We start from the raw sequence: 14,581 nt of genomic DNA, 5'->3' as shown, positions 1-14,581 counted from the left end.
ACAAGTGGAACAGATAATTCCCAGACAAGTCCTGGTCACTATATGAGAATTGACGGCCCGTTTGGGAAGAGCTTCTGGTGCTCTTCGGTGCGTTCGTGTTCGTGAATCCGACTGATTCCGACGTAATAGCGCATTCGGTGGAATCGTGGGCCGCCCGGCGACCATGGACCCCCGCCCACGGCATCCTGGCCCGATGGCATCCACCGATTCGATCACCGCGCTCGCCCGTGAACTGCGGTCGGCCGTACGCGGCGAGGTCGCGTTCGACGCCGCGGCACGGGCGCTGACGACGATGGACGCGTCCAACTACCGGCGGGTGCCGCTCGGAGTCGTCGCCCCGCGCGACGCCGAGGACATCGCCGCCGCGCTCGCGGTCTGCCGTGAGCACCGCGTGCCCGTCGTGCCGCGCGGCGGCGGCACCTCCATCGCCGGGCAGGCCACCGGCACGGGCGTCGTCCTCGACCTCACCCGCCATCTGCGCGCGATCGTCGGCCTGGACCCGGCCGCGCGAACGGCCGTGGTGCAGCCGGGCGTTGTCCTGGACGACCTGCGGGCCGCCGCCGCCCCGCACGGGCTGACCTTCGGCCCGGACCCCTCCACGCACAGCCGCTGCACCCTCGGCGGCATGATCGGCAACAACTCCTGCGGCGCGCACTCCGTCGCCTGGGGCACCACCGCCGACAACGTCCACGCCCTGACCGTCGCCCGCTACGGCGGCGACACCCTGCGCCTGGAACGCGGCGCCGAGGGCCCCGCCGGAGTCCGCCAACTCGTCGACGCCCACCTGGCCCTGCTGCGCACCGGCTTCCCCGAACTCCCGCGCCGCATCTCCGGATACGCGCTGGACGCCCTGCTGCCCGAGCGCGGCCCCGACCCGGCCCGTGCGTTCTGCGGCAGCGAGGGCACCCTCGGCGTGGTCACCGAGGCGACGCTCCGGCTGGTCGAGGCGCCCGCCGCCCGTGCCCTGGCCGTCCTCGGTTACGCCGACGAGTCGGCGGCGGCCGAGGCGGCCCCCGGCCTCCTCCCGTACCACCCGCTCACCGTCGAGGGCATGGCCGCCGACCTCGTACGCGAACCGGCCGGGCTGCCGCGCGGCGGTGCCTGGCTCTTCGCCGAGACCGGCGGCGCCACCCCGGCCGAGGCACGGGCCCACGCGGAACGGCTGGTGCGCGCCGCGTCCGGGGACACCGTGGACGCGGCCGTCGTCACCGATCCGGCCGGGCAGCGGGCGCTGTGGCGCATCCGCGAGGACGCGGCGGGAACGGCCACCCGGATGCCGGAGGGAAGCGAGGCGTGGCCCGGCTGGGAGGACTGCGCGGTGCCGCCCGCCCGGCTCGGCGGCTACCTCCGCGACTTCCGCGCGCTGCTCGCCCAGCACGGTTTGCACGGCACCCCGTACGGGCACTTCGGCGACGGCTGCATCCACGTCCGGATCGACTTCGACCTGCTGACCGGCGAGGGCGTGGCCCGCTTCCGCCGCTTCTCCGAGGACCTCGCCTCGCTCGTCGTCGCCCACGGCGGATCGCTCTCGGGCGAGCACGGCGACGGACAGGCGCGCGCCGAGCTGCTGCCCCGGATGTACGGGGACGAACTCGTCGCGCTCTTCGGCCGGTTCAAGGACCTGTGGGACCCGGACGGCGGCATGAACCCGGGCATCCTCGCCCGCCCGGCCCGCCTCGACGAGAACCTCCGCTTCGACGTGCTGCCGCGCGAGCCCGTCGATGTCGCCTTCGGCTACCCGCAGGACGGCGGCGACTTCTCGGCGGCGGTGCGCCGGTGCGTCGGGGTCGCCAAGTGCCGTACGACGGTGGCGCAGGGCCCGGCCGTGATGTGCCCCTCCTTCCGCGCGACCGGCGAGGAGGCCCACTCCACGCGCGGCCGTGCCCGGCTGCTGCACGAGATGCTGGCCGGCGAGGCGGGCGGCACGGTCACCGACGGCTGGCGCTCCACGGAGGTACGCGACGCGCTCGACCTGTGCCTGTCCTGCAAGGGCTGCCGCAGCGACTGCCCGGTGGGCGTCGACATGGCCACGTACAAGGCGGAGTTCCTGCACCACCACTACCGCCGCCGGCTGCGTCCGGCCGCCCACTACTCGATGGGGCGGCTGCCCCGCTGGCTGCGCCTCGCGGCCCCGTTCGCGGGCCCGCTGAACGCCCTGGCCCGGGTGCGGCCGTTCGCCGCGCTCGCCAAGCGGCTGGCGGGCATCGCGCCGGAGCGCGGGATTCCGCTCCTGGCGCGGGAGACGTTCACCCGGTGGCTGAACCGGCGCTGGGGCAAGGGCACGTTCCTCTTCTCCGGCGACCGGGTGGCCCTGGTCTGGCCCGACACCTTCACCGACCACCTCTCGCCCGAGGTGGGCCGGGCTGCGGTCCGGGTCCTGGAGGCGGCGGGCCGCCACGCGATCCCCGCCGGGCGCGGGGTGTGCTGCGGTCTGACGTACGTCTCCACGGGCCAGCTGGACAAGGCCCGCACGGTGATGCGCCGCACCCTGGACCGGCTCGGCGGGGTGCTCGGCGACCCCGTGGTCGTCCTCGAACCGAGCTGCGCGGCGACCCTGCGCACGGACCTCCCGGAACTCCTGCCCGACGACCCCCGGGCGGCCCGGCTCGCCTCGTCCGTCCACACCCTGGCCCAGTACCTGGAGACGTACGCCCCCGACTGGCAGCCCCCGCACCTCGCCCGCCCGGTCACCGGCCAGACCCACTGCCACCAGCACGCGGTCCTCGGCGACGCGGCCGAGCGCCGGCTGCGCGAACGGGCGGGCCTGACCGGCGATCTGGTCGGCGGCTGCTGCGGCCTGGCCGGCAACTTCGGCTTCGAGCGCGGCCACTGGGACGTCTCCGCGGCCTGCGCCGAGGACGCCCTGCTGCCGGCCGTCCGGGAAGCGGCCCCCGGCACGGAGATCCTGGCCGACGGCTTCTCCTGCCGGACCCAGCTGGCGCAGCTCGGCGGCGTACGGGCCAGACACCTGGCGGAGGCACTGGCGGACGGCCTGCCCCCGGACCCCCGTCCGGCCGTCTCCCCCGAACTGCGGCCGGGGGAGACGCCCTAGGCCGTGCTCAGGCGCGGGCGGCCTTCAGGACGGCTGCCACCAGGCGGGTGTTCTCCGGGGCCGCGCCGCCGGGGAAGGCGAAGCGGCGGCGGGTGTAGCCGTACGCGATCCCGCTCGCCGGGTCCGCGAACGCCTGTGAGCCCGCAGCGCCGCAGTGGCCGTACGCGTCCTCGCCGAGGGACGGGTAGGCCATCTGCGGGCGCTCGAAGCCGAGGCCGAAGTGGTCGGTCTCCAGGGTCACCCGGTCCGTGCCCGTCAGGCCGGGGCGGGCGAACTCGGCCCGGATCTCCGGCTTCAGGAGCGCCGGCCGGCCCGCGAAGTCCGAGAAGGTGGCCGCGTACATCCCGGCCAGTGCGCGCGCCGAGCCGACCCCTCCCGCCGACGCCTGGCCGGCGGCCCGTACGGACGGTTCGTTGATCCAGGCGATCGTGTCGACCGGGGCGTTGAAGGCGATGGCCGGCGGGCTCGTCGGGTCCTTCGGGCGCGCGGCCAGCTCCGCCGCCTGCTCGGGCGTCGGGTTCATGGGCCGGATCGGGAGGTAGCGCGGCTCCAGCTCCGCCGGCTGGCCGAGATAGAGGTCCAGGCCGTACGGGGCGCGGACGCGCTCCTCGAACAGCTCCTGGATCGAGCGCCCGGTGGCCCGCCGCACCACTTCACCGGTCAGCGCGCCGATCGTCAGCGCGTGGTAGCCGTAGGCCGTGCCCGGCTCCCAGAACGGCGCCCGCTCCGCCAGGCGGGCGGCGATCCCCCGGTCGTCGGCCAGTTCCTCGGGGGTGAAGCCGCCCTCGATGCCGATCAGTCCGGCACGGTGGCCCAGCAGCTCCCGCAGGGTCAGCCGGTCCTTGCCCTCGGCGGCGAACTCCGGCCAGTACGAGGCGACCGTGCGGTCCAGATCGAGGGTGCCGTCCTGCACCAGAGGGCGACGACGAGGTGGGCCGCGCCCTTGGTGGAGGAGAAGACGGCGGGCAGCGAGTCGCCGTCGACCCCCTCACCGGCCCAGAGATCGACGACCTGCCGGCCGTCGCGGTGGACTGCCAGCTGCGCGCCCGGTTCATTGGGCTCATCGGCCAGTACGGCGGCGAACTCCTCCCGTACTCCCTCGTATCCGGCGGCCACGGTTCCGTGCACGGTGATGTCGTCCGGCATGGTTCCCCCAGGTGGTGTGTGCGGTGTACGTCCTTGCCCACTGGACCCCAACTGCGCCTCCGCATCGGGAAATTCCCTCGGTCCCGACCCCCGTCCCGACCTCGGTCCGGACTTCAGTCCCCGGCCTCTCGCGCGACGATCTCGCGGGCCAGCGCGGCCAGGTCCGCGAGCGCCGGATGGCCGGGCGCGTCGCGGCGGGCGAGGAGTACGGGGACGGCCGGGGCGTCGGTGAGCGGGCGGTAGACGACCCCGGCGTGCGGGTGCATGGCGGCGGTGGACGCGGTCGAGACGCCCGCGCCCCGGCCCGCCGCGATGGCGGTCAGCCAGTCGTCGGTGTTGGCCACGGTCAGGGTGGCGGCGGGCCGGGCGGACGGCGGCCAGAGACCGGGCGTGGTGGTGCCGGAGACGGTGTTCAGGACCACGCTGCCGGTGGCGAGATCGGCGAGCCGGAGTTCCGCGCGCGCGGCGAGCGGGCTGTCCGCCGCCACGGCCGCGACCCGCTCCTCCTCGTACAGCACCTCGGTCACCAGGCCGGGCACCTCGACCGGGCCGCGCAGCACGGCCGCGTCGACCTCGCCCCGGGTCAGCCCGGCGGTGCGGTCGTCGATCCGCAGCAGTTCCAGCGGGGTCCCCGGATACCGCTCCTGCCAGGTCCGCAGCAACGGCGTGGTGTACCGGCCGAACGCGGACCAGGCGTGCCCCAGCCGCAGCGGCCACCGGCCGGGCCCGCCGGAGCCGAGCGCCTCGTCGAACGCGGCGACCGCGGCGGCGGCCTTGTCGCGGAAGGCGACGCCCTCGGCGGTGAGGGCGAGGTGGTGGGTGGAGCGGTCGACGAGCCGCAGGCCGAGGTGCTGTTCCAGCGCGGCCAGGGTCCGGGAGACGGCGGGCTGGGTGAGCCGGAGGCGGGCGGCGGCCCGGGTGACGCTCGACTCGTCCGCCACGGCGAGGAAGGCGCGCAGATGGCGGACCTCGATCCGGCCCGTACCCCTGCCCCGTTCCCCCGCCTGTCCCGCATCCTGTCCGGCGCTCATGCGCGGGAAGCATAACGGGAGCCCAATCGGCATTTCACGCGCCGCGCGCGGGTCCCTACGGTAAAGAGATGTGCTGCGGAAGGTGAGTGCAGTATCTTCGCAGTGGCAGTGCATTGTGTTGCACTGCCACTCTCCAGGAATTCAGCAGCCGCTCAGCAGGAACTCAGAAGGACAGGCCCCGGGTGAACGACCAGAGCACCGCCGCAGAACCGGCCGCAGCCGCCGTCGCCGTGCCGGAGGCGGTCGCGGCCCCGGCGCTCGGCGACCCGGGCGGCCGACGCGGCCCGGCCGGCGCACGCAGGGCGGCGCTCGTCCCGGTCGCGCTGGTCGTCGCCGGCGGGCTCTCCGTCCAGTTCGGCGCGGCCATCGCCGTCCTGCTGATGCCCAGGGCCGGCGCGCTCGGCGTCGTCACGCTGCGTCTGGCCGCCGCCGCCCTCGTCCTGCTCGTCGTCTGCCGCCCCGCACTGCGCGGCCACTCGCGCGCCGACTGGGGCACCGTGCTGGCCTTCGGCGTCGCGATGGGCGCCATGAACACGCTCTTCTACCAGGCCGCCGACCGCATCCCGCTCGGCGCCGCCGTCACCCTGGAGGTGCTGGGCCCGCTCGCCCTCTCGGTGATCGCCTCGCGCCGCCTGGTCAACGTCGTCTGGGCGGCCCTCGCACTCGGCGGCGTCATCCTGCTGAGCGGCGGCGGCTTCGACCGGCTCGACCCGGCCGGCGCCGCCTACGCCCTGGGCGCGGGCGCCATGTGGGCGGCGTACATCGTCTTCAGTGCCCGCACCGGCCGGCGCTTCCCGCAGGCCGACGGGCTGGCCCTCGCCATGGTGGTGGCGGCCCTCCTCTCGCTGCCGCTCGGCCTCATGGAGGCGGGCTCCGAGCTCCTGGTCCCGACCACCCTCGGGCTCGGCGCCGCCGTGGCGCTGCTCAGCTCCGTCCTCCCGTACACCCTCGAACTCATGGCGCTGCGCCGGCTGCCCGCGCCCACCTTCGCGATCCTGATGAGCCTGGAACCCGCCATCGCCGCCATGGCCGGGTTCCTCATCCTCGACCAGGCGCTCTCCACGACGGACGCCCTCGCCATCGCGCTGGTCATCGGGGCGAGCATGGGCGCGGTACGCAGCCAGGTGCGGGGCGCCCGGAAGCGGTGAGGCACGGGGTGCGCCGGACGGGACCGTTCCGCTGCGCGCCCCCAGGGCCTGTCTTCAGACTCCCCTCTGCCGCGCGACGCCTGGCACGCACTCTCGCTGCACCGGCCGAGATCCCTAGTACGTCCAGTACGAGGGATCGCGGCCGGCACACCGAGAGCACGCACCATGCGCCGCGCGGCCGCCCTCCGGGCGACGAGGGGAGTTTGAAGACAGGCCCTGGGCTGGTCGCGAGACCAGGGAGGCCGCCATGCCGGAACGCGACGATCTGCTCGCGCTCGTGACCGATCAGCGCACCAACTTCCTCTTCACCGTCGAGGGGCTCGACGACACCGGGGCCCGTGCCCGCACCACGGTCAGCGAGCTGACGCTCGGCGGACTCCTGAAGCACCTCGGGCTCGTCCAGCGCGGCTGGCTCGCCGTCGTCGACGGCACCGCCCCGGCCGCGATCGGCTGGGAGGACCTCGACCCCGACGGCAACCGCATGACCGGGGCCGAGACCGTGTCCGGACTGCTGGAGGCCTTCCGCGCGGCGGCGGCCGACTTCGACCGTACGGTGCGCGAGGAGGCCGACCTCGACCGCGAGGTCACGCTGCCGGTGTACCCCTGGTCGCCCCCGGAGCCGGTCGTGTGGACCGTCCGCCACGTGCTGTGGCACATCTTCCGGGAGATCGCCCACCACAGCGGCCACGCCGACATCATCCGCGAGGCGCTGGACGGCGCCAGCACCACGGCGAAGATGAAGGCGGCGGCCGAGGGGCAGTAGACCCCGCGGGCCCGCGCGTGCGGCATGCGGCGGCAAAAATCATGCAAGCATGCTTGATTGTTTTCCGCTCCGCTGGCAGGCTCCCGGACACACCGCCACGCCCCGAGGGGAGCGCACCGTGTCCGATGCCTCAGCCGTACTCGACGACCTGCGCAGCGAGAGCGAGGAACTCGACCTGCTCGTCGCCGGATCGAGCGCCGGGCAGTGGGCGGGACCGACCCCCGCCGCGGGCTGGACCGTCGCCCACCAGATCGCCCATCTGAGCTGGACCGACGAGGTCGCCCTGATCTCCGTCACCGAGCCGGACCGCTTCGGCGACGAGGTCGCGCGGGCGATGAAGGACCCCGAGGGCTTCGTCGACCGGGCCGCCGACGAGGTCGTCGCCGCGTATCCGCCGGACGCCCTGCTCGTCCGCTGGCGCGAGGGCCGCGCCCGCCTCCAGGACGCCCTGCGGGCGGCCCCCGCCGGCACCAGGTTCCCCTGGTACGGCCCGCCGATGAGCATCGCCTCCATGGCGACCGGGCGGCTCATGGAGACCTGGGCGCACGGCCAGGACATCGCCGACGCCCTCGGGGTCACCCGCACCCCCACCGCCCGGCTGCGGCACGTCGCGCGGATCGGGGTCCGGGCCCGCGACTACGCCTTCCTCGTCCGGGGCATCCCGGCCCCCGGCGAGGAGTTCCGGGTGGAACTGACCGCCCCGGACGGCGAGTTGATCGCGTACGGCCCCGAGGGCGCCGCCCAGCGCGTCACCGGGCCGCTGCACGACTTCTGCCTGCTCGTCACCCAGCGCGCCCACCGCGACGACCTCGCGGTCCGGGCCGAGGGAGCCGACGCCGACACCTGGCTGGGCATCGCGCAGGCCTTCGCCGGACCCGCCGGGCCGGGGCGGCCCCCGAAGGCGGACCGATGACCGCGCCGCTCAGGATCGGCAACGCCTCCGGGTTCTACGGCGACCGCTTCGACGCCGTGCGCGAGATGCTCACCGGCGGCCCCCTCGACGTCCTCACCGGCGACTACCTCGCCGAACTGACCATGCTCATCCTCGGCCGCAGCCGCCTCAAGGACCCGTCGCGCGGCTATGCCACCACCTTCCTGCGCCAGTTGGAGGAGGGCCTCGGCCTCGCCCGGGAGCGCGGGGTGCGGATCGTCGCCAACGCGGGCGGGCTCAACCCGGCCGGACTGGCCGACGCGGTCAGGGAACTGGCCGGCAGGGTCGGCGTGCCGGTGCGCGTCGCCCATGTCGAGGGCGACAGCCTCCCCGTGCCCGACGGCTGCCTCACCGCCAACGCCTACCTCGGGGGCGCCGGGATCGCCGCCTGCCTGCGGGAGGGCGCCGATGTCGTCGTCACGGGCCGGGTCACCGACGCGGCCCTCGTCACCGGCCCCGCCGCCGCCCACTTCGGCTGGGGACCCGACGACCTGGACGCGCTGGCCGGAGCGGTCGTCGCGGGGCACGTCCTGGAGTGCGGCACGCAGGCCACCGGCGGGAACTACGCCTTCTTCGGCGGCCACGACCTGCGCCGCCCCGGCTTCCCCGTCGCCGAGATCCACGCCGACGGCACCTCGGTCATCACCAAGCACGACGGCACCGGCGGCGTCGTCGATCTCGGCACCGTCACCGCCCAACTGCTGTACGAGACCGGCGGCGCCCGGTACGCGGGACCCGACGTCACCGCCCGGCTCGACACCGTACGGCTGTCCGCCGACGGGCCCGACCGGGTCCGGATCTCCGGGGTGCGGGGCGAGGCCCCGCCGCCCACCCTCAAGGCCGGGCTCACCCGGCTCGGCGGCTGGCGCAACGAGGTCGTCTTCGTGCTCACCGGACTCGGCATCGAGGCCAAGGCCCAACTGGTGCGCGACCAGATCGCGGACGCGTTCGCCCGCGCCGGACGGCGGCCGCAGGACGTGCGGTGGGAGCTGGCCCGCACCGACCGGGCCGACGCGGCGACCGAGGAGACCGCGAGCGCCCTGCTCCGGCTCGTCGTCCGCGACCCGGAGCCGGATGCGGTCGGGCGCGCGCTCTCCGGCGCCGCGATCGAGCTGGCCCTCGGCAGCTATCCCGGCTTCCATGTCACCGCCCCGCCCGGAAAGGGCGCGCCCTACGGGGTGTTCGAGGCCCGGTACGTACCGGCCGGGGACGTGACGCACGTGGCCGTGCTGCCCGACGGGCGGCGCGCGACGCAGCCGCCGCCGGCCCGGACGCGGGAGCTCACGGACGTCGAACAGCCCCCGCTGCCCGAGCCGTTGCCTCCGGGACCCACCCGCAGCGCTCCGCTCGGGCTGGTCGCGGGCGCCCGCAGCGGCGACAAGGGCGGGGACGCCAACGTCGGGGTGTGGGTGCGTGACGACGCGGCCTGGCGGTGGCTGGCCCATGAGCTGACCGTCGAGCGCTTCCAGGAACTCCTCCCGGAGACCGCCGCGCTCACCGTCGTACGCCATGTCCTGCCGAACCTGCGCGCCCTGAACTTCACCGTCACCGGGCTGCTCGGCGAAGGGGTCGCCGCCCAGCACCGCTTCGACCCGCAGGCCAAGGCGGTGGGTGAGTGGCTGCGCGCCCGCCACCTGGAGATACCCGTGGCCCTGCTGGACAGCGCCGACGCACCGGAGGTGCCCGTATGACCGTCCTGCCCACCGCGCTCGACACCGCGAGCCCCGACTACACCGCCCACCGCGCCGCCATGCTCGACAAGCTCGCCGCGCTCGACGAGGCGCACGCCGGGGCGCTGGCGGGCGGCGGCGAGAAGTACGTCGAGCGGCACCGGGGGCGCGGCAAGATGCCGGCCCGCGAGCGGATCGAGCTGCTGGTGGACCCGGACACCCCGTTCCTGGAGCTGTCGCCGCTGGCCGCCTGGGGCAGTGAGGCCCCCGGGTACACCGTCGGCGCCTCGCTCGTCACCGGCATCGGGGTGGTGGAGGGCGTGGAGTGCCTGATCACCGCCAACGACCCGACCGTACGCGGCGGCGCCTCCAACCCCTGGACGCTGAAGAAGGCGCTGCGGGCCAACGAGATCGCCTTCGCCAACCGGCTGCCCTGCATCAGCCTGGTGGAGTCCGGCGGGGCCGATCTGCCCTCGCAGAAGGAGATCTTCATCCCCGGCGGGGCGCTCTTCCGCGACCTCACCCGCCTCTCGGCCGCCGGCATCCCGACCGTAGCCGTCGTCTTCGGCAACTCCACCGCCGGCGGGGCGTACGTCCCCGGGATGTCCGACCACACCGTGATGATCAAGGAGCGCTCCAAGGTCTTCCTCGGCGGGCCGCCCCTGGTCAAGATGGCCACCGGCGAGGAGAGCGACGACGAGTCGCTCGGCGGCGCCGAGATGCACGCCCGCACCTCCGGTCTCGCCGACCACTTCGCCGTGGACGAGCGGGACGCCCTGCGCCAGGCCCGGCGGATCGTCGCCCGGCTCAACTGGCGCAAGGCGCACCCCGATCCGGGCCCCGCCGAACCGCCGAAGTACGACGGGGACGAGCTGCTCGGCATCGTGCCCGGGGACCTGAAGGTGCCCTTCGACCCGCGCGAGGTCATCGCCCGGCTGGTCGACGGCTCCGACTTCGACGCGTTCAAGCCGCTGTACGGGACGAGCCTGGTCACCGGCTGGGCGCGGCTGCACGGCTACCCCGTCGGCATCCTCGCCAACGCGCAGGGCGTGCTGTTCAGCGAGGAGTCGCAGAAGGCCGCGCAGTTCATCCAGCTCGCCAACCAGCGCGACATCCCGCTGCTCTTCCTGCACAACACCACCGGCTACATGGTCGGCAAGGAGTACGAACAGGGCGGCATCATCAAGCACGGCGCGATGATGATCAACGCCGTCTCCAACTCCCGGGTCCCCCATCTGTCGGTCCTCATGGGCGCCTCGTACGGCGCCGGGCACTACGGGATGTGCGGCCGAGCCTACGACCCGCGCTTCCTGTTCGCCTGGCCCAGCAGCAAGTCCGCCGTCATGGGCCCGCAGCAGCTGGCCGGGGTCCTGTCGATCGTGGCCCGCGCCTCGGCCGCCGCGAAGGGGCGGCCGTACGACGACGAGGCGGACGCAGGACTGCGCGCCATGGTCGAGCAGCAGATCGAGTCCGAGTCGCTGCCGATGTTCCTGTCCGGGCGGCTGTACGACGACGGGGTCATCGATCCCCGCGACACCAGGACCGTCCTCGGGATGTGCCTGTCCGCCATCCACACCGCACCGGTCGAGGGCGCCCGCGGCGGCTTCGGCGTCTTCCGGATGTGAGGGTACGCATGATCAGCACTCTGCTCGTGGCCAACCGGGGCGAGATCGCCTGCCGGATCTTCCGCACCTGCCGGGCCCTCGGCATCGCCACCGTCGCCGTGTACTCCGACGCGGACGCCGGTGCCCTGCACGTGCGGGAGGCCGACACCGCCGTACGGCTGCCGGGCGCGGCCCCCGCCGACACCTATCTGCGCGGCGACCTCGTCGTGGCGGCGGCCCGCGCGGCGGGCGCCGACGCCGTCCACCCCGGATACGGCTTCCTCTCCGAGAACGCAGGCTTCGCCGCCGCCGTGCGGGACGCCGGGCTCGTGTGGGTCGGGCCGCCGGTCAAGGCCATCGAGCTGATGGCGTCCAAGACCCGCGCCAAGGAACTCATGGCCGCCGCAGGGGTGCCGCTGCTCGCCCCCGTGGACCCGGCGGCCGTCACCGCCGAGGACCTGCCGCTGCTGCTGAAGGCGGCGGCCGGGGGTGGCGGGCGCGGGATGCGGGTCGTACGGGAACTGGGCGATCTGCCCGGCGAGCTGACCGCTGCGGCTGCCGAGGCGCTGTCCGCCTTCGGGGACGGCGAGGTCTTCGCCGAGCCGTACGTGGAGCGCGGCCGGCACGTCGAGGTCCAGATCATGGCCGACGGGTACGACGGGATCTGGGCGCTCGGCACCCGCGACTGCTCGCTCCAGCGCCGCCACCAGAAGGTCATCGAGGAGGCGCCCGCGCCCGGCCTCGACGAGGCGCTGCGCGAGCGGCTGCGCGACGCGGCCACGGCCGCCGCACGGGCCGTCGGCTACCGGGGCGCGGGCACCGTCGAATTCCTCGTCGCGGCCGACGGGCGGCCCTACTTCCTGGAGATGAACACCCGGCTCCAGGTCGAACACCCCGTCACCGAGGCGGTGTTCGGACTGGACCTCGTCGCGCTGCAACTGCGGGTCGCGGAGGGCGAGCCGCTGCCCTCCGCCGAACCCCCGCAGCCCCGCGGGCACGCCGTCGAGGTCCGGCTCTACGCCGAGGACCCGGCCCGTGACTGGCAGCCGCAGACCGGAGCACTGCTCGCACTCGACGTGCCCGACGAACCCGGGCTGCGCCTGGACACCGGATACACCGGCGGCGACACCATCGGCGTGCACTACGACCCGATGCTCGCCAAGGTCATCGCCCACGCCCCCTCCCGCGACCTGGCCGTGCGGCTTCTCGCCCGCGCCCTGGAGCGCGCCCGCATCCACGGCCCGGTCACCAACCGGGAGCTGCTCGTCCGCTCCCTGCGCCATCCGGACTTCCTGGCGGCCCGCCCGGACACGGGCTTCTACGACCGCCATCTGGAGGCCCTGACCGAGCCGGCCGACGAGGCTTCCGTCCGGCACGCCGCCACGGCCGCCGCCCTCGCCGAGGCCTCCCGGTCCGCCGGCACCGGCACCGTCGCCCGCTTCGGCGGCTGGCGCAACCTCCCCTCGCAGCCCGGGCTCCGGCGCTACCGGGGTGAGCCCGACGGCCGTGAGTACGACATCACCTACCGCACCACCCGCGACGGCCTCGTGCCCACCGACGGCACCCGCGTCCTCGCCGCCCGGCCCGACCGCGTCACCCTCGACACCGACGGCGTGACCCGGCACTTCGACGTCCACGTCGAGGGCGACCGGGTGTACGTGGACACCGCGTCCGGCGGGTTCACCTTCACCGCCCTGCCCCGCTTCACCGACCCCGCCGCACGCACCGACCGCGGCTCCCTGCTCGCCCCCATGCCCGGCACCGTCGTCCGCCTCGCGGAAGGGCTCGCGGCCGGGAGCGCCGTCGAGGCCGGGCAGCCGCTGATCTGGCTGGAGGCGATGAAGATGGAGCACCGCATCCTCGCCCCCGCCGCCGGCACCCTCACCGCCCTGCACGCCGCACCCGGCCTCCAGGTGGAGGTCGGTGCCCTGCTCGCCGTCGTCACGGAACCATCCACCGGCCTTGTTGAGGAGCAGCCCGCATGAGCACCGTCCTCGAGACAGAAGAGCACCAGGCCCTGCGCGCCGCCGTCGCCGCCCTCGGGAAGCGGTACGGGCGCGACTACATGACCTCCGTCGTCCGCGACGGCTCCCACCCCCGCGAGCTGTGGGCCGAGGCCGCCAAGCTCGGCTACCTCGGCGTGAACCTCCCCGAGGAGTACGGCGGCGGGGGCAGCGGCATGGCGGAACTCTCCATCGTCCTGGAGGAGCTGGGCGCGGCCGGCTCGCCGCTGCTGATGATGGTCGTCTCGCCGGCCATCTGCGGCACGGTCATAGCCCGCTTCGGCACGGACGCGCAGAAGCGGCAGTGGCTGCCCGGGCTCGCCGACGGCAGCCTCACCATGGCCTTCGGCATCACCGAGCCCGACGCCGGGTCCAACTCCCACCGCATCACCACCACCGCCCGCCGCGACGGCGACGACTGGGTGCTCACCGGCCGCAAGGTCTTCGTCTCGGGCGTCGACATCGCGGACGCCACGCTCGTCGTCGGGCGCACCGAGGACGCCAGGACCGGCAGGCTCAAGGCCTGCCTGTTCATCGTCCCGCGCGAGACGCCCGGCTTCCAGCGGTCGCAGATCGACATGGAACTCCAGGCGCCGGAGAAGCAGTTCGAACTCGTCCTGGACGACGTGCGGCTGCCCGCCGACGCGCTGGTGGGAGGGGGCCCCTCCCGTTCGGGCGGAGCCGAGAACGGGGGAGAGGACGCCGGGCTCCTTCAGCTCTTCGCGGGGCTCAACCCCGAGCGCATCATGACCGCCGCCTTCGGCATCGGCATGGGGCGGTACGCCCTCGGGCGCGCCGTCGAGTACGCGAAGACCCGCCAGGTGTGGAAGGAGCCCATCGGCGCCCACCAGGCCATCGCGCACCCCCTGGCCCAGGCCCACATCGAACTCGAACTCGCCCGGCTGATGATGCAGAAGGCCGCGCGGCTCTACGACGACGGCGACGACATCGGCGCCGGCGAGGCCGCCAACATGGCGAAGTACGCCGCCGGAGAGGCCTGCGTCAAGGCCGTCGACCAGGCCGTGCACACCCTCGGCGGCAACGGCCTCACCCGTGAGTACGGCCTCGCGTCCCTGATCACCGCCGCCCGGGTGGCCCGGATCGCGCCCGTCAGCCGGGAAATGATCCTGAATTACGTATCCCACCAGTCCCTGGGTCTCCCCAAGTCGTACTGACAGGGCCCATTCTGTCTCTCCACACCGCGCGCGACCGGTTCACCCGGCTGTTCCACGC

At 74.4% G+C, this 14,581-nt stretch carries 9 protein-coding genes and 1 pseudogene; 8 read left to right on the top strand and 2 right to left on the bottom strand.

Annotation, left to right across the window (positions count from 1 at the left end):
• Nucleotides 1–193: 193 nt before the first annotated feature.
• A complete protein-coding gene (locus RLT58_RS15350) occupies nt 194–3,052 on the top strand; it encodes an FAD-binding and (Fe-S)-binding domain-containing protein (RefSeq protein WP_311310939.1) in 2,859 nt (952 codons plus the stop codon).
• Nucleotides 3,053–3,059: 7 nt separating this feature from the next.
• Here the strand turns inward: RLT58_RS15350 and RLT58_RS15345 are convergent.
• Nucleotides 3,060–4,198, bottom strand: a pseudogene (locus RLT58_RS15345) (serine hydrolase domain-containing protein).
• A 113-nt stretch (nt 4,199–4,311) separates the two neighbouring features.
• Nucleotides 4,312–5,229, bottom strand: coding sequence for a LysR family transcriptional regulator (locus RLT58_RS15340; RefSeq protein ID WP_311310938.1), 918 nt, complete (start codon nt 5,227–5,229; stop codon nt 4,312–4,314).
• Nucleotides 5,230–5,411: 182 nt separating this feature from the next.
• Here RLT58_RS15340 and RLT58_RS15335 point away from each other — a divergent pair, with 182 nt between their 5' ends.
• The 7 genes from RLT58_RS15335 (at nt 5,412) to RLT58_RS15305 (ending at nt 14,523) form a co-directional block, all read left to right on the top strand.
• Nucleotides 5,412–6,377, top strand: a complete 966-nt coding sequence (locus tag RLT58_RS15335) for an EamA family transporter (protein WP_311310937.1) — start codon at nt 5,412–5,414, stop codon at nt 6,375–6,377.
• A gap of 247 nt (nt 6,378–6,624) precedes the next feature.
• Nucleotides 6,625–7,140 (top strand): mycothiol transferase, encoded by a 516-nt coding sequence (locus RLT58_RS15330; protein WP_311310936.1) that lies wholly within the window; start codon nt 6,625–6,627, stop codon nt 7,138–7,140.
• A 118-nt stretch (nt 7,141–7,258) separates the two neighbouring features.
• A complete protein-coding gene (locus tag RLT58_RS15325; RefSeq protein WP_311310935.1) occupies nt 7,259–8,053 on the top strand; it encodes a TIGR03084 family metal-binding protein in 795 nt (264 codons plus the stop codon).
• Complete coding sequence (locus RLT58_RS15320) at nt 8,050–9,762, top strand: acyclic terpene utilization AtuA family protein (protein ID WP_311310934.1); 1,713 nt, start codon at nt 8,050–8,052, stop codon at nt 9,760–9,762. The genes RLT58_RS15325 and RLT58_RS15320 overlap by 4 nt, the downstream gene beginning before the upstream one ends.
• Complete coding sequence (locus RLT58_RS15315) at nt 9,759–11,366, top strand: acyl-CoA carboxylase subunit beta (protein ID WP_311310933.1); 1,608 nt, start codon at nt 9,759–9,761, stop codon at nt 11,364–11,366. The genes RLT58_RS15320 and RLT58_RS15315 overlap by 4 nt, the downstream gene beginning before the upstream one ends.
• Nucleotides 11,367–11,374: 8 nt before the next feature.
• On the top strand, nt 11,375–13,330 hold the full coding sequence (locus RLT58_RS15310) for an acetyl/propionyl/methylcrotonyl-CoA carboxylase subunit alpha (protein WP_311310932.1): 1,956 nt from the start codon (nt 11,375–11,377) through the stop codon (nt 13,328–13,330).
• Complete coding sequence (locus tag RLT58_RS15305) at nt 13,327–14,523, top strand: acyl-CoA dehydrogenase family protein (protein ID WP_311310931.1); 1,197 nt, start codon at nt 13,327–13,329, stop codon at nt 14,521–14,523. Before RLT58_RS15310 ends, RLT58_RS15305 begins: the two co-directional genes overlap by 4 nt.
• The last annotated feature ends 58 nt before the right edge of the window (nt 14,524–14,581 follow it).

It is taken from the genome of Streptomyces sp. ITFR-16, from assembly GCF_031844705.1.
Taxonomy (GTDB): Bacteria; Actinomycetota; Actinomycetes; order Streptomycetales; family Streptomycetaceae; genus Streptomyces.
This window is presented reverse-complemented; position numbering and strand designations above follow the sequence as displayed.